Source organism: Lentzea sp. NPDC058436, assembly GCF_042721515.1.
In the GTDB taxonomy this organism is placed as follows: Bacteria; Actinomycetota; Actinomycetes; order Mycobacteriales; family Pseudonocardiaceae; genus Lentzea.
This window is the reverse complement of the sequence record NZ_JBHXLF010000002.1, coordinates 554235-576448: the sequence shown is the minus strand read 5'-3', so window position 1 is coordinate 576448 and position 22214 is coordinate 554235. Positions and strand designations below refer to the sequence as shown.

Genomic DNA, 22214 nt, shown 5'->3' with positions numbered 1-22214 from the left:
GTGAGAGCGCTCCCATAGACGCTGCCGCCGCACGAGCCCTCTCGGAGACCACATGGATCGCGACGACGTGCCCTACCTCGACGCCACGCTGCCCACCGCAGAGCGGGTCGCCGACCTCCTCGGCCGCATGACGCTGGCCGAGAAGGTGGGTCAGATGATGCAGCTGGACTCGCGGGAGGACCTGGACGACCACGTGCTGCGCAAGCACGTCGGCTCGATCCTGCACACCTCGCCCGAACGAGTGCTGCGCGCGCAAGACCTCACCACGCAGACACGCCTGCGCGTGCCGTTGCTGATCGCCGAGGACTGCATCCACGGCCACTCGTTCTACGAGGGCTCCACGATCTTCCCGACGCAGCTCGGCATGGCGGCGTCCTGGGACCCGGAACTCGTCGAGCAGGTCGCCCGCGTGACCGCCGTCGAGGCCGCCGCGACCGGCGTGCACTGGACGTTCTCGCCGGTCCTGTGCATCTCGCGCGACCTGCGGTGGGGCCGCGTGGACGAGACGTTCGGCGAGGACCCCGTGCTGATCGGCGAACTCGCGGCCGCCATGGTCCGCGGCTACCAGGGCGACGGCCTCACCGACGAGACGGCGATCCTCGCGACCGCGAAGCACTTCGCCGGCTACTCGGAGACCCAGGGCGGCCGGGACGCGAGCGAGGCGGACCTGTCGCGCCGCAAGCTGCGCTCGTGGTTCCTGCCGCCGTTCGAGAAGGTCGCCCGCGAGGGCTGCGCGACGTTCATGCTCGGCTACCAGTCGACCGACGGCGTGCCGATCACGGTCAACTCGTGGCTGCTCGACGAGGTCCTGCGCGGCGAGTGGGGCTACCAGGGCACGCTCATCACGGACTGGGACAACGTCGGCCGCATGGTCTGGGAGCAGAAGCTGCAGCCCGACTACATGCACGCCGCCGCGGCCGCCGTGAAGGCCGGCAACGACATGATCATGACGACCCCGCAGTTCTTCGACGGCGCGCTGCAGGCCGTCGAGGAGGGTCTGCTCGCCGAGTCGGACCTCGACCGCGCGGTCACCCGCATCCTCACGCTGAAGTTCGACCTGGGCCTCTTCGAGAACCCCCGCAGGCCCGACGCCGAACGCCAGCGCGTGATGATCAACCACGACGACCACGTGGCGCTGAACCTGCAGGTCGCGCGCCGTTCGCTGGTGCTGCTGCGCAACGACGGCGTGCTGCCGTTCGCCCAGGGCAAGGGCAAGATCGCGGTCGTCGGACCGCTCGCGGACGACGCGCAGACGCAGCTCGGCGACTGGGCGGGCTCGTCCGGTCAAGCCGACTGGCTGCCCAACGGCCACCCGCGCGAGATGATCACGACCGTCCTGGACGGCCTGCGCGAGCTGTCGTCGCAGGAGGTCACCTACGCCCGCGGCGCAGACATCCTGACGCTGGAGCCGGACCCCGAGGGCGACACGTTCCCGGACGGCCAGCCGCGGCCGCCGATCGTCGTGCCGTGCGCGCCGGACGCGAACCTGATCGCCGAGGCCGTCGCGGCGGCGCAGGACGCCGACTTCGTGGTCGCCGTCGTCGGTGACCAGATCGAACTGGTCGGCGAGGGCCGCTCCACCGCCACGCTGGACCTGATCGGCGGCCAGATCGCCCTGCTGGACGCGCTGGCCGGGACCGGCAAGCCGCTGGTCGTGGTGCTGCTCGCGTCGAAGCCGCTGGTGCTGCCCGCCTCCGCCCGCAACGCCGCCGCGCTGCTGTGGGTCGCGAACCCCGGCATGCAGGGCGGTCGCGCGATCGCCGAGGTGCTGCACGGGCTCGTCGAGCCCAGCGGACGCCTGCCGATCTCGTTCGCCGCGCACGCCGGCCAGCAGCCGACGTACTACAACCAGATCCGCGGCCAGCACGGCACGCGCTACGCCGATCTGACGCAGGACCCGGCGTTCGCGTTCGGCGAGGGCCTGTCGTACACGACGGTCGAGTACGGCGACCTGCACGTGGAGACGGCGGTGCTGCGCCCGGACGAGACGGTCAGGGCGTCGATCACGCTGTCCAACACCGGTTCGCGGCCCTCCCGCGAGACCGTGCAGGTCTACGTCAGCGACGCCGTCACGTCGGTGAGCTGGGCGGACAAGGAGCTGAAGACGTTCAAGCAGGTCGACGTGGCGCCCGGCGAGACCGTGCGGGTCTCGCTCGAACTGCCGGTGTCGGACTGCACGATCGTCGACGCGGCCGGGGTGCGCGTGGTGGAGCCCGGCGAGTTCGTCCTGCTCGTGGGTCCGAGCTCGAAGGACCTGCGCCGGGCCGAGTTCACCGTAAAGCCGCTGAGTTGAAGGGACCGGGGGCGATCGTGAGGTAGCGGGGAGGGATCTCCACCGCCTTCGTGATCGCCTTCTTCACCGCCGGGACGAGGTCCGCGTCGACCAGAGCGACAGCGGGCCTTCCCGGTGGGTCGACCAGCATGCTCGCACCGCGTGCGCCGGCTTTCAGGGCGGCTTCGACCACCGCGTCCTGCTCGGGATCCGGGTTCTGGGCGCGGTGGTACGCCGTCAGCTCCGCCCCGAGGTCGTTCGAACTCGGGTTGTACGGCCGTACTTCCTGCGGCTCCTCGCGCCTGATCCTCGTGTCGACCACCAGCAGCCGCCGGCCGGGCAGGTCGAGTGGTTCGGGGTCCGTTGCGATCTCGCCGAGCGCGAGTGCGACGGCCGCGTTGAGGGCCTCGCTCGCGGACAGACCGCTGCCGTGCGGCAGGTCCACGCTGCACATCAACGTGGCACCGCCCCTAGCCCGCACACCCCGTGCCCACGCCGGAACGTCGTCCGACGGCAGCACGGCGCGTTCGGCGGGGCGGTTCACCGACACGAGTTCGAGGACGCCGTCGTCGCGCAGGTCTCCCGCGACGATCGCGCCCCACTTGGCGGGGACCCTGACGGCGCCGCCCAGCAGGTTCAGCACGCCGGGCGCGTACCAGACACCCTGCGCAGGCCTGCCGAACGTGCGCCGGAACGCGTGCGGCACGAGCCTGAGCTCCGGCGCGAGCTCAGGCCTGTCCGCGAGGTCGATCACGACTTCCGGGCCAGGAGCCGGTAGGCGTTGCCGTTGCCCGTGCGGGCCGCGACGAACCGGTTCACGGTCTGGTCCAGCGCCAGCGCGACGAAGAACGCCGGAATGCCGAGCGACCACACCAGGAAGCTCCTCGTCCTGCGCAGCCTGACCTTCTCCGGACGCCACGGCGCGGGCGTGCGCGGCGCCTTGTTCCCCAGCCACAGCAACAACGCGAGGGTGAAGTCGTTGCAGAGGTGGGCTTCCTTGCGCTCGGTGGCCACCGTGGTCAGGCCTCGGTCGGCGAGCGCGTGCTCCAGGTTGCCGATCGGCATCATGTGCTGGTGCTGCGGCTGGAACCACGGCATCCAGTACTGGCCGAACAACCGTCCGAGCCGCCATTCCGGGTCGGGCAGCTCGATCAGCAGGTAACCGCCCTGCGGCAGCACGTCCGCCGCGATGTCGAGCTCCTCCCACGGGTCGCGCACGTGTTCCAGGTAGTGGTGCATGCTGATCACGTCGTACTGGCCCTTGAGCTCGCCCGCGAAGTCCTTGAAGCTGCCCCGGTACGAGTTCTGGATCCGCCCGAGCCGTGCCGCGTCCTCGATGGCCGCGCCCTGGTCCAGGCCGTCGAACGTCGTCTGCGGCAGCACTTCCTTGGCTCCCAGGCAGAAGTGCGCGTGCCCGGAGCCGACGTCGAGCCAGCGCTCGGGCTTCGTGAACGGCTCGACCATGCGCGCCCGGCCGTAGTACGGGTCGGTCTTCCCGGAGAACACCGCCTCCGCCGAGGTCTCGCCGAGGCCGTCGTAGAAGTCGCGGTAGTAGAAGCCGAGGCCTTCCTCGGTCAGCCGCGGGTTCTGCCAGACGTGTCCACATCGGACACATCGGTCCATCGTGAACGTGCCGGGCTTGCGCTGCACCAGGTCCGTCGCGGTGACCCAGCGGCGCAGGTCGGTGCTCCCGCACGACGGGCAGTTGTCGCGCGGAGCCTCGTGGAAGTTCTTGTCGCGGTTCTGCTCGTACCAGGGCCCGGCCTGCCTGAGGTGCTCTGCCTGCCGCTTCTCGGCGGTGGACTTCTTGCCGCCGGACGTCTTGAACCACAGGTAGGGGGTGCGCAGCACGCGCGGCACCCAGAGATCACGCGGCTTCAGCGGCGTTCCGGCGAACACCAGGACCGGGTGCGCCCAGTACGCGGCGAGCGCGACGAGTCCCCACTGCCAATTGGTGATCAGGGCACCGGCGACCGCCGCGTACCCGATGACCGAGCCCGCGATCCACAGCGACGGCCGCTTCCCGATCTGCCGCAACGTCGCCGCGCGGTACCCGAGGTCGTACGGCCCGGCCTTCAACCCCGGCGCGACCGCGATGTCGACCGTCGCGTGCACGTGGTCCTTGACCCGCCGCACGTACGCCACGAACTCGGTCGGGTCGTCGGGGTTCACCTCCTCGGCGTACTTCTCCCGCACGAGAACGGCCTGCGACGCGCTGACGCCGCGCGCCCACTGGTCGTCGCGGTACTTCCCGGGGTCGACCGCGCCGAGCAGGTCCAGCGCGGCCACCGTCGGCAGGTCGCGCGGGACCAGGTCGACCAGGTCCGCGTCGGTCTCCCACGATCCCTCCGGACGGACCCCGGTGGCGGTGAGGAGCGAGTGCTCACCCACTCCCGAAGGGAGCACTCGCAGCTTGGACGCGCGGGACCGCAGGCGCAGGACGTCGAGGACGACGACGAGCACCACCAGCACGGTGAGGATCACCCTGCCACCACCTTTTCCAGTCGGTCGGCCGCGGCCGCTGCGCCGCCCGCCGCCAAGAACGATGTGCGCACCCGCTCCGCGGCGGCCGCGTACTCCGGCTCGTCCAGCACGGATTCCAGTGCGCTCCTGATGTCCGCCGCCCGTGCCCGCGAGTAGGTCAGGCGCACGCCGGCGCCGGCCTCCACGACCTGGGCGGCGACGGTCGGCTGGTCGTCGCGGATCGGCGCCACGACCAGCGGCAGACCATGTGCCAGTGCCTCGCACACCGTGTTGTGCCCGCCGTGCGTGACGACGGCGTCCAGGTGCGGCATGAGCGCGAGCTGCGGCACGGACGGGAGGACGAGGACGTTGGGAGGCGCGGGACGGGGCTCGCCGACCACGACGACGCGGACGGGCAGGTCGGCGACCGCTTCCAGGGCCTGGCTGAGGAAACGTTCGCCGGCAGGGCCGTTGAGGGTGCCCAGGGAGACGAGAACGACCCGCTTCTCGTCCTTGACCAACCACTCCCACGGGAACACACCACGTTCCACCCGGTGCGCCAGCGCCGGTCCCACGAAGGCCACCTCCTCGCCGAACTCCCCCGCCACCAGCGCCGCCGAGCTGTACACCAGCACCAGCCGCTCGGAGAACCTGATGTCCCCACCGGCGAAGTCGTGCAACAGGTCCCGCACCCACGCGTCGACCTTCGGCATCGTCCTCAGTGGATTCACCAGCTCGGCCGACGTCGACGCCGACGTCACCCACGGCAGTCCGGCCTCACGCGCCACCACCGGTCCGGCCAGGGCCTGCTGGTCCGCGACCACCACGTCCGGACCGAACCGCGCGACCGCGTCCGTCACCCCTGGCACCATCGCGTGGCCCAGCGGGATCAGGAACTCCTCCCAGAAGAACTTCAACACCGCCATCCCGCGCAACGCGAGCCACCGCTCCCGCTTCGCGCGGATGTCGGCCTCCAGGTCGTCGTCGATCGCCGGGAAGATCCTCGCGTTGTCCGGCAACAGGGGCGCGAGCGTGCCGGGGTGCCCGACCCACGCGACGTCGTGCCCGCGCGCCAACAGCTCGCCGCCCACCGAGGCGGTCGGGTTGACGTGGCCTGTCAGAGGCGGCACGACGAACAGGAACCGGCTCATGACGGCAACCAGTCGAAGAGCACGTCCAGCAGTTCGGCCGTGGCCTCGCGCAGCACCGTGTGCCCCAGCCCGGAGACGACGTGCAGCCGGCACGACGGGATGCGTTCGCGCAGTTCGGCGGCGGCTCCGATCAGTTCAGACTCGGCGCCGTAGACCCCGAGCACCGGGCACCGCACCTCGCTCAGGTCGAGCTTCGCGCCGGACCCGAGGTCGTCGATCAACGTCGTGCCGTTGAGCAACGCGTTGGCGTTCACGGCGAGCTTCGCGATCTTGCGCTGACCCAGCGCCATCAGCTGGTCCTGCGTGCGGTCGAACTCCAGGCCCAGTGCCGCGACCGTCAGCGTGTTCGTGATGTCCTCGAACCATGCGTCTCCGACGACCCCGCCGACCGCGGACTCGACCAGCACGACACCGCCGACGCGGTCGGGTGCCTGGACGGCCGCGTGCATCGCGACGACACCGCCGTAGCTGTTGCCCAGCAGGTAGACCGGCTCGGTCACGCCGATCTCGTCCAGCACGGCGACCAGGTCCTCGGCGCTCTCCTCCGGTGTGTATCCGGAAGGAGGCCGTTCGGACAGGCCGTGCCCGCGCAGGTCGAACAGCACCGTGCCGAATCCGGCCTGGGCCAGCGGCGCGGCGAGCGTGTAGTAGAAGCTGGACAGGTTGTCCATCACCAGGCCGTGCACGAACACCACCGTCGGCCCGTCTTCTGGCCCGAGCCGCTGCACGTGGAAGCGCAGCCCTCGGGCGTGGACGTCAGACACGAGCCGTGATGTGGTCGACGAGCCGGCCGACGGACATCGCCATGATCTCGTCGATGTCCATGTCCGCCAGGAAGGCCACGAGGTCGACGCCGTAGTGCGCGTTGAGCTTGTCGGCCAGCGCGACGAACTCGATCGACTCCAGGCCCAGGTCGTCGCTGAACGTGGTGTCGCGGGTGATCTCCACGCCCAGCAGGAAGTCCTGCCCGACCACCTCCGTGATCAGCTTCGCGACCTGCTGCAGCACCTCGTCCATCAGATCTCCGTTCGCACGCGGGCCGCGGCTCGCCCTTGGTCGCTCGTCACTTCGATGCGCGGGACGGCGAAGGCCCCGCGCACCCGTCCGTCGGCGTTCACGGTCAGCTCCGACGGGTAGACCGGTCCCGCTCCGCGACCCCACAACCACGTGCGCACGGCGTCCTTCACCGCGATCACGCGCAACAGCCAGTCGCGTTGGGCGGGCACGTCCAGATCGCCGTAGTGCAGGCGTTCGGCGGAGTTCAGGTAGCGGCGCATGATCAGGTCACGCGTGGCGCTGTCCGACCAGTTCTCGGCGACCCGCAGCCACTCACCGTCCTGAGTGGACAGGATCTCGGTGCCGGGCCTGAGCTTCACCTGCCAGATCCGGTCGTCCGTGGTGAAGCGGCGGGTGGTCCAGCCGGTGATGCGGCACCACAGCACGCCGTTCACGGTCAGCTCGGCGTCCGCGACCATCGTCTGGTCGGTGACCTCGCGGATCCACGCGGTGCAGCCGACGTCCCCGGTGGGCACCGGTCCGTGGAACGTCACCTGCTCGATCCCGGTCGGCAGCACCGTCTGGTCCACCGTGCGGCAGACCTGCATCCAGTGCCCGATCAGCTGTCCTGCGCTGTCCAGCAACGCTCCCGGCGCGGGCAACGGCGTCAGCACACCCGCGATCCCGTTGTCCGCCAGGCAGTCGATCCTCGTGACGCCCGCGAACGCCGGTCCGTGGAACATCCAGTTGTCGCGGTACAGCTCGGCGGCGCTCACCGGTGCCTCGCGGACACCTTCGAGTTCCTTGCCGACGGGCTGCGGTGCCTGCGGCGTCATCAGCACGACGCCCTCGGCGTAGTCGCCGACCCGGACGGTGACGCGGTCAGGGGCTTCCACGCGGGCGGAGATCTTCACGGTCGTCGCGGGCAGCGCTGTGAGCCATCGCTTGGCCCTGACCTGCGCGAACCCGTGCACGGTGCCGCCGGTGAGCCGACGCGCGGCGTCCGCGAACACCTCCAGCAGACCGGTGGCGGGCACGATCGGGAACCCGTCCGCGAGGTCGGACCAGCCGGGCGCCTGCGGGAAGACCGAGTGGTCGACCAGTTCCGGCATGGTCCGCAGCGAGAACTCGCGGGTGAACCCGGCCTCGTTCGGCCGGAGGGCGCTGACGACCTCGCGGGCGACGGCGTTGGTGTGGGCGACGAGTTTGTTGACCGCCGCGGACATCGGGCTGTCGTCCGCCACCAGCACGGGTTCGGCGCCGAGCGGCTCGACCGTGATCTTCGGCGTGCCGAGCCGGAGCTTGACCTTGTGGGCGGTGCCGCGCTTGAGCCCGAACGCCCACAACGCCTCCGGCGCGATGTCGGCATTCACGGCGATGTGCGGCCTGCCCGACAGCGTGTCCCCGACGAAGCCGGGCAGGCTGCCCTGTCCGATCTGGACGAACGCGCGGAACCCGTTGCCGTGCAGGCGTTCGAGCAGCGGCCGGAACCGGACGGGTTCGACCAGGTGGCGCAGGACCAGCTCGCGGACGTCCTCGGCGGCCATGGGTTCGAGGGAGTTCGCCGACCACACCGGGATGTCCGACGCTCGGACCGGCAGCCGGTCGAGCATCTCCCTGGCCTGCCCCAGGTACGGCGCGAGGGCCGGGGTGTGAAAACCGGTGCGGAACGGCATCAGTTGCGCCATCACGCCGTTGGCCTTCAACGTGCCGAGAACCTCTTCGAGGCGGTCGATCGGGCCGCAGATCACCGACTGGTGCGGGCAGTTGTCGTGGCTGATCGTCACGCCGTCGACGAGGTGCGGCTCGGCGGTGTCGGCCGAGCACCCCAGTGCGGCGTAGGCGATGTCGACCACGGCCACCGCGCCGGGCCCGAGTGCCGCGACGAACTCGTCGATCGTCGGGTAGATGCCGCCGACGACCATCGCGGTCCACTCGCCCATGCTGTGCCCGGCCAGCGCTCCCGGCGTGATGCCGAGCGCCATCAGTTCGCGGGCTTCCTCACGACCGTCCTGCAGCAGGCTGACGGCGTGGTCGACGACGTCACCGCTGAACTCGCGTTCGAAGCCGGGGAACACGAACGCGACCTGGTCGGTGCTGCTCAGCAGCGGCTGCGGGCTGAACCAGATGTCGTGGCGGCCCGGCCACGCCTTGCCCTGGGCCAGCACGCGTTCGGCGAGCTTGATCTTGCGGTCGTCCGGGTTGCCGATGGCGAGCCGGAACGCCCTGTCCGCGCTGGAGGTCCGGCGTTCCTTCAGCGCCGCGGCCAGTTCCTCCGCGGTGTCGGCGGCGAACGTCATCACCGGCTTGCGCGGCTTGGCGATGGTGTGGCCGTCGAGCACAGCGTGGGCGTTGATCCCGCCGAACCCGAACGCGTTGACGACCGCGCGATGCCGTCCGGTCCACTCGCGAGCACTCGTCACGGGCGTGAACCTGGTGCCGGCCAAGCTGCTGTGCGGGTTCTCGACGTGCAGGGTCGGCGGAAGCGTGTTGTGGTGCAGTGCGAGCGCGGCCTTGATCAGCCCGGCCATGCCGGCGGCGGGCATGGCGTGGCCGATCATCGACTTGACCGTGCCGATGCCGATCTCGTCACCCTCCCCGCCGAACGCGCTGATCATGGTCTGCAGCTCGGCGGCGTCCCCTGCGGGCGTGGCGGTGCCGTGCGCCTCGATCAGCCCCGGCCCGTGGGTGCGGGGATCGAGGTCCGCGTCGGCCCAGGCCCGTTGCACGGCGAGGAGTTGGCCGTCGGGGTTCGGGGTCATCATGCTGGTCGAACGGCCGTCGCTCGCCGTGCCGATGCCGCGGATCACCGCGTAGACGCGTTCGTCCGTGACGTCTTCCAGCCGCTTGAGCACGACCATTCCGACGCCCTCGGACAGCAGCGTTCCGTCGGCTGACGCGTCGAACGGCCGGATCTGCTCCGTCGCACTCAACGCCCTGAGCTGCGTGAACACGCTCCACAGCGTCGGGTGGTGGCAGACGTGGACGGCCCCGGCGAGCATGGCGTCCGCGCGACCCTCCTGGAGTTCGCGGACGGCGTGCTCAACGGCGACCAGCCCGGACGCGCAGGCCGCGTCCACCGTGTACGCGGTGCCCTTGAGGTCGAACCGGTTGGCGATGCGCGACGCCGCCAGGTTCGGCACGAGCCCGATCGAGGCCTCGGGCTGCTCCGGCCCGAGCCGGTCCCGGATGGCCTGCCGGACGGTGGCGAGTTCGGTGCCGGCGAGGTTCGGGAAGAGGTCCTTGACCACGGACACGACCTCGTCGGCGAGCCTGACCTTCTGGTCGAGCCGCGCGCAGCCGGGCGTCAGATAACCACCACGTCCGACGACGACACCGACGCGTTCCCGTGACGGCAAGCTGGACTCACCGCCGGCGTCCGCGATGGCCTCGGCGGCCGTGGCGAGCGCGAGCAGCTGGTCGGGCTCAGCGCCGTCCACAGTGGACGGCATGATGCCGAACCTGGTCGGGTCGAACTCGGCCAGGTCGTCGACGAACCCGCCCCGGCGGCAGTAGAACCGGTCACCGGTCCTGCTGTCCTGGTCGTAGTAGGTGGCCGGGTCCCAGCGGCCGGGCGGGATCTGACCGATCGCGTCGACACCACCGGCGATGTTGCGCCAGAACGTCGCCGCGTCGGGGGCACCGGGGAAGACGGCGCCGATCCCGACGATCGCTATGCCTCCCATCGGTAGACCACCTGCACGTCCCTGCCGTTCGCGATCTCGTCCATCAGCGCGTCCACGCCCTGCTGCGGCTCGATCAGCGGGATGCCGCGCCGCGCGTACTCGCCGGCCAGCCCGACCGCCATGCCGGCACCGGCCCAGGGACCCCAGTCGACGGCGACGACCCGTCGCTGCCCGCCCCAGAACCGCGCCATCCGGTCGAGCGCGTCGTTGGCGGCCGAGTAGTCGGCCTGCCCGCGGTTGCCGAACACGCCGCTCACGCTGCCGAACAGCACGAGGAACCCGTCCGAGAACGCCTTGGCGCCGTTCACCTTCGTCGCCCACACCCGGTCGAACGACTCCTGGGTCTTGGCCTCGATCAGCTTGTCGTCCAGCACACCCGCGCCGTGAACGACACCGTCGAGCCTGCCGAAACGCGCTTTGATGTCGTCGACCACCCTGCCGACGGCCTCGGCGTCGGTGACGTCGCACTCGTGGTACCGCACGCTGGAAGCCTTGGCCCGCAACCGTTCCAGCGTGCCCCGCACCTCGCGCTCGGCCAGCACCCTGCGCGCCTTGGCAGGAACGTCGTCGGTCTCCCCCAGCTCGAACAACGCCTTCACGAGCGCGGGCTCGGTCGTGGCGTGGCCGAGCCGGTGGTCCTCCTGCGCGATCGGCGTGCGGCCGATCAGCTCGATGTGGCACCCGGTCCGTTCGGCGAGCTCCGCGGCCGCGAGCGCCGTGATGCCGCGCGCACCACCGGTCAGCAGCACCACGCTGTCGGCGTCGAGGTCGAGCGACGCGGGTTCGAGGTTCTCCGGGACCGCCTCGATGACCTGCCGCCGGCCGGCCTGGTACCCGACGACCGCCGGTCCGGGCCCGATCTCGGCGAGCAGCGCGGTGGCGATGTCGCGGTGGCTCTCCTTGGGGTTCACGTCGACCGAGCGCACGACGAGATCCGGGTATTCGAGCGCGGCCGTGCGGACCAGGCCGTGCAGGCCGATGTCCTCGGGCAACTCGTCGGGCTGGTGGTCGAAGCCGAACGTGCCGCCGCCCGTGGTCACCACCACGAGCGCGACGCCGTTGGTCACGCACGCCTTGACCTCGCTGAACGCCTCCGGCAGCCGGGCGCCGAGCCTCACGACGACGTCGATACACGTGAGGTCCGAGGGGAACGCCGGTTCGATGCGCGGGCGGGCGGTGTGGCGTTCGAGGAGGTCGGCGAGTTCGAGGCCGATGCCGTTGTCGTCGATGATCAGGACGGTCTTGCCGGTGAGGTCGGTGGGGGCGGCGGGTTCCGCGGCGACGACCTGCGGCACCAGCCTGACCAGCCGGCCTTGACCGGTCTCGATGGCTTTCGGCGCGTCCGCGACAAGTGCGGGTGCCTCCCCGAACCAGGCGACGATCCCGTCGATGGTCTTCAGCTGCGCGAGTTCGTCGACCGACCCGGCAGCACCCAGCTCCGCCGCCAGCTCACCCACGATCTCCGTGCGCTTGATCGAGTCGATCGACAGGTCCGCTTCCAGGTCCAGCCCCGGTTGCAGCATCTCCACCGGGTAGCCCGTGCGGGTGCTGATCGTCTGCAACACGACAGCCCGCACGTCCTTGCCCACCGGCGCGGCCACCGGTGCGGAACCGAACCAGCCGACAATCCCCTCGATCGTCTTGAGCTGCGCCAGCTCGTCCACCGACCCGGCGGCACCCAGCTCGGCCACCAGCTCGCCAACGATCTCGGTGCGCTTGATCGAGTCGATCGACAGGTCCGCTTCCAGGTCCAGCCCCGGTTGGAGCATCTCCACCGGATAACCCGTGCGGGTGCTGATCGTCCGCAGCACGACCGCGCCCACGTCCTCCTGCACCTTGACCACGGCCACCGGCTCCGCCACGACGACGGGCTGGTCGATCACCTGCGGAAGGGGCGCGGCGGGCGCGGTGCCGAGGTAGCTCAGCAGCACGTCCCGCTGAGCGCTCACCGCGTCCCGCATCCCGTCCAGGAACTTCTCGATGATCTCGTCACGTCCGAGCCCCGAGCCCACCCGCAGCGTCGGGAACTCCGTCGCGGGCCGGAGCCCGCCGGGCAGTGCGTCGCCGTTCGCGTCCCGCACGAGACCTCCATCGACATACCAGCCCGGCCGTTTCGGGACGGTCGTGGCGGGTTCGGCCCTGTCCTCGAACAGCGGCGCGGTGTCCACCTCGACACCGGCGACCGCGAGCGTTGCCAAGGTGCGCAGGAACGTCACGTGGTCGTCGCAGCGCAGCGCCTGGTGCGGCCGGTCGCCGAGGGTCTTGCCCACGAGCGACGTCAGCACGCCGCCGGGACCCGCCTCGACGAAGATCCGCGCGCCCGCCGCGTACATCGACTCGATCTGCTCCACGAACCGCACCCGGCCCGCGAGTTGCGCGGAAAGCCCTTCGGCCACGTCGAGGTGCGGAGCCGCGGACACGTTCGACCACACGGGGAACCGCAGCTCTCCCAACGCAACGTCCGCGAGTCGCGAGGCGAACCGCGAGCGGGCACCGGCCATCAGCGGGCTGTGGAACGCGGCGGCCACCGGGATGTTCTTCACGGTCAGCCCGGCGTCCCGCAGCACCTCGACCGCGCGGTGTACGGCCGCGGTGGCACCGGAGATCACGACCTGATCAGGCGCGTTGTGGTTCGCCACCACCACGTCGGACGGCAGCAGCGCCTCGACCTCGGACACGGAGGCCGTCACCGCGGCCATCGTGCCGGGGTCCTCGCCGACCGCCTCCAGCATCGCGGCGGCACGGGCGGCGCTGAGCTCCAGCAGTTCGGAGGGCCCGAAGGCGCCGGCCGCCGACAACGCGACCAGTTCGCCGTAGCTGTGCCCACCGGCCAGATCCGGCCGCACGCCAACGGAATCGAGCAGCGAGGTCACCATCAGGCCCGCGATGCCGAGCGTCGGCTGGGCGTTGCGGGTGTCGGTGATCTCCGCCCGCTGGCGCGCCACGTCGTCGGCGGTCAGCGCGGCCGGCGGGTACATCACGCGTTCGTAGCGCGCGTCGAGGAAGTCCTGCAGTCGCGGGAAGGCCGTGACGAGGTCGAGCAGCATGCCCGGCCGCTGGCTGCCCTGGCCGGGGTACAGGAACGCGACCTGCGGCCGTTCCCCCGCCCGCAGCGACACCACGTCCGACGCGCGCCAGGCCTCGACGTCCTCCAACGCAGCTCGGAGCCCGGAGTGATCGCTCACCACGAACGCCGCCTGCACCACGCCCTCACCACAGGCCGCGGCCAGCGAGCGCAACGGCGTCCGCTCGTCGACCAGCCCGCGCAGACGTGCGGCTTCCCGTTGCGCGGCGGCCTGGTCGTCGCCGCGGATCAGGAACAGCTCGGCGGGCCACGCGGTCAGGCCGTGGCGGGGTTCGTCGGCGCCGGTGTAGCCCGTGATCACGGTGTGGAAGTTCGTGCCGCCGAACCCGAACGCGCTCACGCCCGCGACCCGGTTCCCGTTCGCCCACGTGCGGTGGCCGAACGAGAAGGGACTCGTGCCGCCGTCCCAGAAGGCGTTGGGCTGCTTGACGTGCAACGTGCCGGGCCGCAGTCCGGTGTGGACGGCCAGCGACGCCTTGATCAGGCCTGCGAGTCCTGCCGCGCACTTGGTGTGGCCGATCTGCGACTTGACCGAGCCGATCGTGCACGTGCCGGGTTCGACGCCGGAGAACATCTCGGTCAGCGACGCGAGCTCGGTCCGGTCCCCCACCACGGTTCCGGTGCCGTGCGCCTCGACCAGGCCGACGTCGGTGACCGGCAGTCCGGCCGACGCGTAGGCGCGGCGCAGTGCTCGTTGCTGGCCTTCCGGGCGGGGTGCGGTCAGGCCCCTCGACCGGCCGTCGCTCGACGCGCCGATGCCCTTGATCACCGCGTAGATCCGGTCGCCGTCGCGTTCGGCGTCGGCGAGCCGCTTCAGCACGACCGCCGCGACGCCCTCACCGAGCGCGATGCCGTCCGCCGCCGAGTCGAACGTGGCGCAACGGCCCTGGGCCGACAGGGCTTTCACCGAGGCGAACATCTGGTAGTCGTGCGCGCTGTTGTGCAGGTCGACCGCGCCGCACAGGACCATGTCGCTGGTGCCGCCGACGAGCTCCTTGCACGCCACGTCGAGCGCGGCGAGGCTGGACGCGCAGGCGGCGTCGACCGTGTAGTTCGCGCCGCCGAGGTCCAGCCGGTTCGCGACGCGTCCGGCGATCACGTTGCCGAGCACGCCGGGGAACGAGTCCTCGGTCAGCGCCGGCAGGTGGTCGTCCAGGCCGCGGATTCCCAGTGCGGGCAACGCGGTGCGGACGGTGTAGGCGTTCGCGAGGTCGGCGCCGGCCTCGGCGCCGAAGATCACCGACGTGCGCTCGCGGTCGAACACCCGCGTGGCGTACCCGGCGTCGGCCAGCGCGTTCGCCGACACCTCCAGTGCCAGCAGCTGAGCGGGTTCGATCGAGGTCAGCGAGGCGGGCGGGATGCCGTACGCCAGCGGGTCGAACGCCGTGCGCGGGAGGAAGCCGCCCCAGCGGAACGGGCTGCCGTAGCGTTCCGGCGACCAGCGGTCCGGCGGGATCTCGGTGATGGAGTCGGTGCCCGCCAGGACGTTCGCCCAGAACTCGGCAACATCACGAGCGCCGGGCATGATCGCGGCCATGCCGACGATGGCGACGTCCAGCGGTGCGGACTCGACGGCGTCCACGCTGCTCGCCGGCAGCACACCGGACACGATGTCCTCGTGCAGCGCGGCGATCGTGGTGCGCTCGGACCGCAGCGTCGCGACCTGGCCGATCATGAACATGCCCTCGCGGCGCTGCTCGTCCTCACCGACCTCTTTGAGCACGCCCTCGTCGCGCACGAGGCCACGGCTGGCGAGCCGCAGGCGTCCCAGGTTGAGCTGTTCGAGCTGCTCCCAGCTCTGCTGCTTCGTCAGGCCGGACAGCTCCGCGCGGGCCTGTTCGAAGGTGTCCACATAGGACGTCTGCGCGCACCGGACGGCGTGTCCCGGCGAGGTCTCCAGCAGCGCCGTGTCCTCGCACTCCACCGCGACCTGCTGGAACACCGGCTGGATCGCGCCGTGCGTCACGGCTTCCTCGGTGAACAGGTACGCCGTGCCGACCAGAACGCCGACGGACGCACCCCGTGCCGCGATCGGCGCGGTCATCGCGGAGATCATCGCGGCCGAACGGGCGTCGTGGATGCCGCCCGCGAACAGCGCGACGACGTCCTTCTCCCGTCCGCGCAGCACGTCGATCTGCTGCTGCCACAACGTGAAGCTGGTCCGGGGACCGGTGTGCCCGCCGCACTCCGAGCCCTCGAAGACGAACTTGCGCGCGCCCTCGTCGAGGAACCGGCGCAGCAGCGCGGGCGACGGCACGTGCAGGAACGCCTCGATGCCGGCGTCCTCCAGCTCACGGGCCTGCGCGGGCGTGCCACCGGCGACGATCGCGTACCTGGGCCGGACGGCCAGCACGGCCTCCATCTGCCGCGCCCGCAACTCCGCGGGCGCGAAGCCGAGCAGACCGACACCCCACGGCCGTTCGCCGAGCTTCCCGGCGGTCTCCTCCAGCAGGTCGCGAACGGCCGCGCCCTCCATCAGCGCGAGCGCGAGGAACGGCAGCGCGCCCCCCTCGGCCACGGCCGCGGCGAACGCCGGTTGGTCGCTGACGCGCGTCATCGGCCCCTGCGCGATCGGGTAGCGCAGGCCGGGAACGCGGTCGCAGAACGGTCCCGCCGGCCGGATCGACCGGTGCTCACCCGCCAGGGTGAGATTGTCCCGAATGCCCCGCGCAATCGCGGCCACGACGCCGCCGACGGTTCCAAACGAGGTACGGTAAGAATCAGCCAAGGAACCTTCTTGACCAATTTCGAGCGCGTTTTGACGAACATGCACGCGTAACCCGTCGTTCACGACGGTGTCGGCGCCGTCCATCAACTCGACCGCGTTGACAAATTCGCCGGAAATATGTTTTCGAGCCTCCGCGACGAGCGCGAGCTGGCCCTCCAGCACCACACCGCGAGCACCACCGGCAATCGCGGCGGCAGCCGTGTCCGGCCCGATCGAGCCGGCCACCCAGACCGGCAGATCGGTCAGCGCGAGCACCTGCTGGAGCAACACGAACGCGGGCGAACCACCCACTCGGCCGCCCGACTCAGCACCCTTCGCGATCAACCCGGCGGCCCCGAACTCGATCGCCGCAGCGGCCTCGGCCACCGAGGTGACCACGGCCAGCACGCGACGTTCACCCAGCTCAGCGAGGTCAGGCCGATACCGGGCGAGATCCACCACGACGGTGTCGACGGCCTCAGGCAGAGGCACCGTCAACGGTCCGTGCAGTCTCACCCCGAACGCACGCGGGTGCCGCGCGGCGACGCGGGCGAGGTCGGCGGCGGCGCTCGGCCCGAGGTCGAGCACACCGAGCCCACCGGCTCGTTCGGCCGCCACCACGAGGGCGGGGTTGGGGGTGCTGAACGGACTCAGACACAGCACCCGTTCGCGATCCGACAGCATCTTCACTGCGCTCACTTCCTCACCCTGCAGGGGTGGGGAGAAAGGAATTCAGCTAGGGTTCCTACTGGCCGGTACGGTTACGACGCGCTCACCGTACGCACAAACCGGAGGCGGCGTCGAGAGGGTGGTGAAACTTTCTCACATACGTAACCTGACGAATGGACCCGGATGGCGGGGTGCCTTACTCCGGTTCGCGGCTAGCGCGACGTGCTATGGCCGGGACGGCCTGTCCGCCCGGGCAGACACCGCCCGTTCACCAAGATCGCCGGACACTTCCCGGTGATCGGGTCGATTCAGACCAACCGAGCGCTTGGCAGGGTCAAACCCGTCCACAGTGGACTTCAGGTGCGTTCCGCGAGCACCTGGCGAGGGCGTGTCGGGCGATCTCGGCGACGGACGGGAGGCTGTCGCCGTGAGCCTCGGGGCGGCCTTCCGGACGCCCAGGTCGCTCACAGCGATGTCGTGGCGGCCCCGGTAGGTGGTCCGGCGGCATCGACGCCCTGCAACGCCTGGAGGGACCTCGGCAAGGCGGGCACCCGTGCGAGGGTGCCGCACCTCCCGCACGGCGAGTCCCCGCCGGCGCGGGAACCGGGATCCGACCAGAACGTCCACAAGGGACTGATCCGCGTCAGTCGTCCCACTCCGGACACAGCCCGTCGAGCGTACGACTCGCGATCCCCGCCAGGAACGGGTTGGTCTCGCGGTAGTACGGCAGCGCGAGCACGGCGAGGTGCAGCGCCCACCCCTGCGCACGCAGCCAGGCGGCGTCGTCGAACTCGCTGAGCTCGCGCTGGAACACCTTGCGCCCGCGTGAGTCGAGGTAGAGCCAGGCGGTCATGAGGTCGGCGGCCGGATCGCCGACGCCCGCACTCCCCCAGTCGATCACGCCGGTCAGCTCGCCGCCGGTGAACAGCAGGTTGCCTTCGTGCAGGTCGGCGTGCAGCCACCGGCCGGGCTGGTCCCACCGGGGTGCCGCCAGCGACTCCTCCCACAGCGCGACCAGCCGCGCGCTGCCGCCGATCTGGCCGATGCACTTGCGCACGGCGGTGTCGTCCGCAACGGCATCCGGCCGGCCACGACCCCTGGTCCACTCCCAGCCGGTGACGTCGACCGAGTGCAACGCGCGGATCAGCGAGGCCAGCCGGAGTGGCGTGTCCTCGGCGACCTCCTCGACAGCGGCCATCGAGCCGTCGAGCCACCGCACGACCGACCACTGGTAGGGGTAGTGCTCACCCGGTGAGCCCAGCGCCAGGGGTTCCGGCACCGCGAACGGCACGGACGCCACCAACGGCACGACAGCGGCTAGTTTGGCCGCCTCGTCGCGTGCCCACTCGCGGCGCGGCAGGCGCACCGCGAGCGAGTCGCCCAGGCGGTAGAGGGCGTTGCTGGTGCCGCCGTGCGCGACTTCGCGGACAGGTAGTCCGTGCCAGCGCGGGAACTGCGTGCGGATCAGGTCGCGCACCAGGTCCACGTCCGTGGCGATCACGCCGTCGAGCATCGATCAACTCCCCCGAGGTCAGCTACGCATGCAACACCGCGTGGCGGACCGGAGCAACTCCTTTCTCGAACGGCAGCGGCCCCGCGGGCAGGGCCGTCAGGTCGAACAACGGCGTGTAGCCCGCCGCCAGGTACAGGCCGCGCGCCTCGGGCTGGCGCGGGCCGGTCGTCAGGTAGAGGCGCTGGTAGCCGAGCCGGAACGCCTCGCCTTCCAGCACCTCCAGCACCCGGCGGGCCAGGCCCTGGCGGCGGTGGGACGAGTGCGTCCAGATCCGCTTCAGCTCCGCGGTCGAGGAGTCGTACCGCCGGAACGCCCCGCCGGCCACGGCGATCCCGTCGCGCAGCAACACCATGAGCCGCCCGTCCGGAGGCGTCAGCGAGTCGTCGGGAAACCGTTCCATCCGCTCCCTGGCCGCCGGGCCGTACCTGCTCACGTACTCGTGGAGCAGTTCGGCCATCATCTCGGCGACCTCGGGAGCGTCCGGGCGGGTCCAGTGGACCTCGTCGGTCATCCGGCTCGCCGGTCCGCCAGCCGCACCACGTTCGGTGATCGCTCCACTCGGAACCGGGCGCTCGACGCGACCAGGTAGCCGACGCCGCGCACGGTCTGGATCACGTCGGCCGAGTCGCCGAGCTTCTGCCGCACCCGGCGGACGTGCACGTCGACCGTGCGGGCGCCGCTGTAGTCGTCGTTCACGCCCCACACCGCGGCCAGCAGCTCGCGACGGCGGTGCACGCGGTCGGTGTGCTCGCACAGGTGCAGCAGCAGCTCGAACTCCAGCCGCGTCAGCTCGACCGGTGACTCGTGCAGCAGCACCTGGCGGGTGTCGGGCAGGATCAGGACGTCCACCTCCTCGACCGCCGCCTGCGCCTCGGGCATCAGACCCACGTCCCGCAGCGCGCCGAGCAGCCGCAGCGCGGTGTCCTCGTCCTCGGTGTCGATGGTGATGCTGAACCTCATGTCACACCCCTCAGCTCTTCGGCAGACCCTGCGGGTTGATCTCCGACGTCGGCACGGCCTCGTCGGACAACCCCCAGCGCTTCAGGACCTCGGCGTACTTGCCGTTGGCGATCAGCTGGTTCAGCGCCTCCTGGACGGGGCCCACGAGACCGCTGTCCTTCTTCGTGGTGACGGCGATCTTGCCCTGGACGGTGGCACCGCCGGAGAAGTTGCCGATCACCTCGGTCTGCCCCGACGTCGCCGCGTGGTAGGCCGAGGTCGGGTTCGGGCCGAGGTAGGCGTCGATGCGGCCGGACTGCAGCGCCAGGTAGTAGTCCGACGAGTTCTGGAAGTACTTGATGTCCGTGGCCTTCAAGCCCTCGGCGACGTTCTTGGTGCTCCAGTCGACAAGGATCTTCTCCTGGTTGGTGCCCGACGTCACGGCGATCACCTTGCCCGCCACGTCCTTGGGCTCCTTGACCTTCCAGGTGCCGCCCTTCTTCGCCTCGAACGCCAGCGTGTCCAGGCGGTAGGTGGCGAAGTCGTACTTCTCCTTGCGCGCCTCGGTCACGGTGATGTTGGACAGGCCGAGGTCGTAGGCGCCGCTGTCGAGGCCCACGAACAGGTTCTCCCACGACGAGACCTCTAGTTTGGGCTTGAGGCCGAGCACGTCGGCGACGAGCGTGGCGACGTCGGTCTCGACGCCGATCACGGTCTTGTCGTCGGTGGCGTAGAACCGCAGTGGCGGTGCTGTGCCGGCGGATCCGCCGATCGTCAGCTCCCCCTTGGTTCTGAACTTCTCCGGCACCTTCGCGGCGATCTTGTCGTCCTTGGTGGCGGTGACGCGCTTCTGGTCGGGACCGAGGTTCACACTGAGGCCGGCGACCTCGGTGGGCTCCTCACCACCGGCGGTGCCACAGGCGGCCAGACCGAACGCCAGCACGGCGAGAAGTACTTTGCGCACAACGAACTCCTTCTACAGGACCTTGGACAGGAAAGCGCGGGTGCGCTCGTGGACGGGGTGGTCGAGCAACTGGTCCGGCGTGCCCTCCTCGACGATCACGCCCTCGTCCATGAACACGATCCGGTCGGCCACCTCGCGGGCGAAGCCGATCTCGTGCGTGACGACGACCATCGTGGTGCCGGACCGGGCGAGGTCGCGGAGCACGTCCAGCACCTCGCCGACCAGTTCGGGGTCGAGCGCCGACGTCGGTTCGTCGAACAGCACGACCTTCGGGCGCGTGGCGAGGGCTCGCGCGATCGCGACGCGTTGCTGCTGGCCGCCGGAGAGCTGGCGCGGGTACGAGGACGCCTTGTCCTCCAGCCCGACCCGTTCCAGGAAGTGCCGCGCATCCGACAGCTCCGCGACCTCCGCGATGTTCTCCAACGCGGTCAGGTGAGGGAACAGGTTGAAGTTCTGGAAGACGAACCCGATGTCCTTGCGCTGCTTGAGGATCTCGCGTTCCTTGAGCTCGTGGAGCTTGCCCCCGCGCCGCCGGTAGCCGATCAGGTCGCCGTCGATGGTGATGTAGCCGCGGTTGACCTTCTCCAGGTGGTTGATCGTGCGCAGCAACGTCGACTTGCCCGAGCCGGACGGTCCTAGCACCACCACGACCTCGCCCGCGGCGACGTTCAGCGACACCCCGCGCAGCACTTCCAGCGAGCCGAAGCTCTTGTGCACGTTCAGGACCTCGATCACCGGCGGTCTCCTCGCGCGAAGTAGCGCTCGACGTAGTGCTGGCCGATCGAGAGCAGAGTGGTCAGGATGATGTACCAGATGGTCGCGACCATCAGCAGCGCGACGACGCGCGCGTTGCGGCCGTAGATGACCTGCACCTGGTAGAACAGCTCGCCGATCGCCATCACCGAGACGACCGACGTGCCCTTGAAGAGGCTGATCACCTCGTTCGCGGCATTGGGCAGGATCGAGCGCATCGCCTGCGGCAGAACGATCCTGCGGAACTGGCGGAACCTCGGGATGCCGAGCGCGGCGGCCGCCTCCAGCTGCCCGCGGTCGACGGAGATCACGCCGGACCGGACGATCTCCGCCGCGTAGGCCGCCTGGTGCAGCGCGAGGCCGAGCACGGCGGCGCCCATCGGGCTGATCAGCGAGATCGTCTCGAAGCTCACGAACTCCGGCCCGAACGGGATGCCGAGCGAAAGCCGTTGGTACAGATAGGAGATGTTGAACCAGAACAGCAGCTGCACGATCAGCGGGATCGACCGGAACGCCCAGATGTAGGTCCAGCCGACCGCGCTGAGGAACGGGCTCTTCGACATCCGCAGGACGGCGACCACGATGCCGAGCGCGAAGCCCAGGACCGTGCCGAAGACCGTCAGGAAGATCGTCGTGCCGACGGCGGTGAGGATCGACTGGGCGGTGAAGTACCGCGCGAACGTCGGCCAGTCCCAGGCCGGGTTCGTGACCAGGCCGTGCACGAACTGCGCGGCGAGCACCAGCACGAACGCCACACCGACCCAGCGCCACGGGTGACGGGCGGGCACGACCGGTAAAGCGGAGAGATCATCGTCCTTAGTGGACACAGGCGTGAGCGTGCCAGAGGTCATGGCGAGTCCTTGCTGCGGCGGGGAACGTGAGACGAGCGGGAGGAGGTGTCAGCTCGTACAGCTGGTGCGACAGCGGGAGGACAGGACCAACGAGGCGGTGACGTTCATCCTGTCCTCCCTTCCCTGCGCTCTTGAGGAGAGCACTCACTCAACGACGCTCACGTT

The 22214-nt window shown here is 70.4% G+C and carries 14 protein-coding genes; 1 reads left to right on the top strand and 13 read right to left on the bottom strand.

The features are described 5' to 3' along the window. Positions 1-52 precede the first annotated feature (52 nt). A complete protein-coding gene (locus tag ACFWN2_RS10180; protein WP_382426390.1) occupies positions 53-2293 on the top strand; it encodes a glycoside hydrolase family 3 N-terminal domain-containing protein in 2241 nt (746 codons plus the stop codon). On the opposite strand, the gene ACFWN2_RS10175 is transcribed toward ACFWN2_RS10180, so the two are convergent. From ACFWN2_RS10175 to ACFWN2_RS10115, 13 genes are all read right to left on the bottom strand, one after another. Beyond that, complete coding sequence (locus tag ACFWN2_RS10175) at positions 2271-3026, bottom strand: hypothetical protein (protein WP_382426389.1); 756 nt, start codon at positions 3024-3026, stop codon at positions 2271-2273. The two genes, ACFWN2_RS10180 and ACFWN2_RS10175, sit on opposite strands and share 23 nt — an antisense overlap. Beyond that, positions 3023-4756, bottom strand: coding sequence for a class I SAM-dependent methyltransferase (locus tag ACFWN2_RS10170; RefSeq protein WP_382426388.1), 1734 nt, complete (start codon positions 4754-4756; stop codon positions 3023-3025). The genes ACFWN2_RS10175 and ACFWN2_RS10170 overlap by 4 nt, the downstream gene beginning before the upstream one ends. After that, positions 4753-5886, bottom strand: a complete 1134-nt coding sequence (locus tag ACFWN2_RS10165) for a glycosyltransferase (RefSeq protein ID WP_382426386.1) — start codon at positions 5884-5886, stop codon at positions 4753-4755. Before ACFWN2_RS10165 ends, ACFWN2_RS10170 begins: the two co-directional genes overlap by 4 nt. After that, positions 5883-6650 carry an alpha/beta fold hydrolase gene (locus ACFWN2_RS10160; protein WP_382426384.1) on the bottom strand — a complete coding sequence of 256 codons (768 nt, stop codon included), beginning with the start codon at positions 6648-6650 and terminating at the stop codon, positions 5883-5885. Before ACFWN2_RS10160 ends, ACFWN2_RS10165 begins: the two co-directional genes overlap by 4 nt. Continuing rightward, positions 6643-6903 (bottom strand): acyl carrier protein, encoded by a 261-nt coding sequence (locus tag ACFWN2_RS10155; protein WP_382426383.1) that lies wholly within the window; start codon positions 6901-6903, stop codon positions 6643-6645. Before ACFWN2_RS10155 ends, ACFWN2_RS10160 begins: the two co-directional genes overlap by 8 nt. Continuing rightward, positions 6903-10568 (bottom strand): beta-ketoacyl synthase N-terminal-like domain-containing protein, encoded by a 3666-nt coding sequence (locus ACFWN2_RS10150; RefSeq protein WP_382426382.1) that lies wholly within the window; start codon positions 10566-10568, stop codon positions 6903-6905. The genes ACFWN2_RS10155 and ACFWN2_RS10150 overlap by 1 nt, the downstream gene beginning before the upstream one ends. Next, complete coding sequence (locus ACFWN2_RS10145; protein ID WP_382426380.1) at positions 10556-17059, bottom strand: SDR family oxidoreductase; 6504 nt, start codon at positions 17057-17059, stop codon at positions 10556-10558. The genes ACFWN2_RS10150 and ACFWN2_RS10145 overlap by 13 nt, the downstream gene beginning before the upstream one ends. Positions 17060-17672: 613 nt before the next feature. Continuing rightward, positions 17673-18542, bottom strand: a complete 870-nt coding sequence (locus tag ACFWN2_RS10140) for an aminoglycoside phosphotransferase family protein (RefSeq protein ID WP_382426378.1) — start codon at positions 18540-18542, stop codon at positions 17673-17675. A 22-nt stretch (positions 18543-18564) separates the two neighbouring features. After that, positions 18565-19053 carry a GNAT family N-acetyltransferase gene (locus ACFWN2_RS10135; RefSeq protein ID WP_382426376.1) on the bottom strand — a complete coding sequence of 163 codons (489 nt, stop codon included), beginning with the start codon at positions 19051-19053 and terminating at the stop codon, positions 18565-18567. Next, positions 19050-19502, bottom strand: a complete 453-nt coding sequence (locus tag ACFWN2_RS10130) for a winged helix-turn-helix domain-containing protein (RefSeq protein ID WP_382426374.1) — start codon at positions 19500-19502, stop codon at positions 19050-19052. Before ACFWN2_RS10130 ends, ACFWN2_RS10135 begins: the two co-directional genes overlap by 4 nt. A gap of 10 nt (positions 19503-19512) precedes the next feature. Beyond that, positions 19513-20445, bottom strand: a complete 933-nt coding sequence (locus tag ACFWN2_RS10125) for an ABC transporter substrate-binding protein (RefSeq protein WP_382426373.1) — start codon at positions 20443-20445, stop codon at positions 19513-19515. Between the two features lie 12 nt (positions 20446-20457). Continuing rightward, positions 20458-21180 carry an amino acid ABC transporter ATP-binding protein gene (locus ACFWN2_RS10120; RefSeq protein WP_382426371.1) on the bottom strand — a complete coding sequence of 241 codons (723 nt, stop codon included), beginning with the start codon at positions 21178-21180 and terminating at the stop codon, positions 20458-20460. Next, positions 21177-22049, bottom strand: coding sequence for an amino acid ABC transporter permease (locus ACFWN2_RS10115; protein ID WP_382426369.1), 873 nt, complete (start codon positions 22047-22049; stop codon positions 21177-21179). Before ACFWN2_RS10115 ends, ACFWN2_RS10120 begins: the two co-directional genes overlap by 4 nt. Positions 22050-22214 lie beyond the last annotated feature (165 nt).

Coding starts and splice junctions, on each gene's coding strand:
- ACFWN2_RS10180 (WP_382426390.1), top strand. CDS start 53: ATGGATCGCGACGACGTGCCCTACCTCGACGCCACGCTGCCCACCGCA.
- ACFWN2_RS10165 (WP_382426386.1), bottom strand. CDS start 5,886: ATGAGCCGGTTCCTGTTCGTCGTGCCGCCTCTGACAGGCCACGTCAAC.
- ACFWN2_RS10155 (WP_382426383.1), bottom strand. CDS start 6,903: ATGGACGAGGTGCTGCAGCAGGTCGCGAAGCTGATCACGGAGGTGGTC.
- ACFWN2_RS10150 (WP_382426382.1), bottom strand. CDS start 10,568: ATGGGAGGCATAGCGATCGTCGGGATCGGCGCCGTCTTCCCCGGTGCC.
- ACFWN2_RS10140 (WP_382426378.1), bottom strand. CDS start 18,542: ATGCTCGACGGCGTGATCGCCACGGACGTGGACCTGGTGCGCGACCTG.
- ACFWN2_RS10135 (WP_382426376.1), bottom strand. CDS start 19,053: ATGACCGACGAGGTCCACTGGACCCGCCCGGACGCTCCCGAGGTCGCC.
- ACFWN2_RS10130 (WP_382426374.1), bottom strand. CDS start 19,502: ATGAGGTTCAGCATCACCATCGACACCGAGGACGAGGACACCGCGCTG.
- ACFWN2_RS10115 (WP_382426369.1), bottom strand. CDS start 22,049: ATGACCTCTGGCACGCTCACGCCTGTGTCCACTAAGGACGATGATCTC.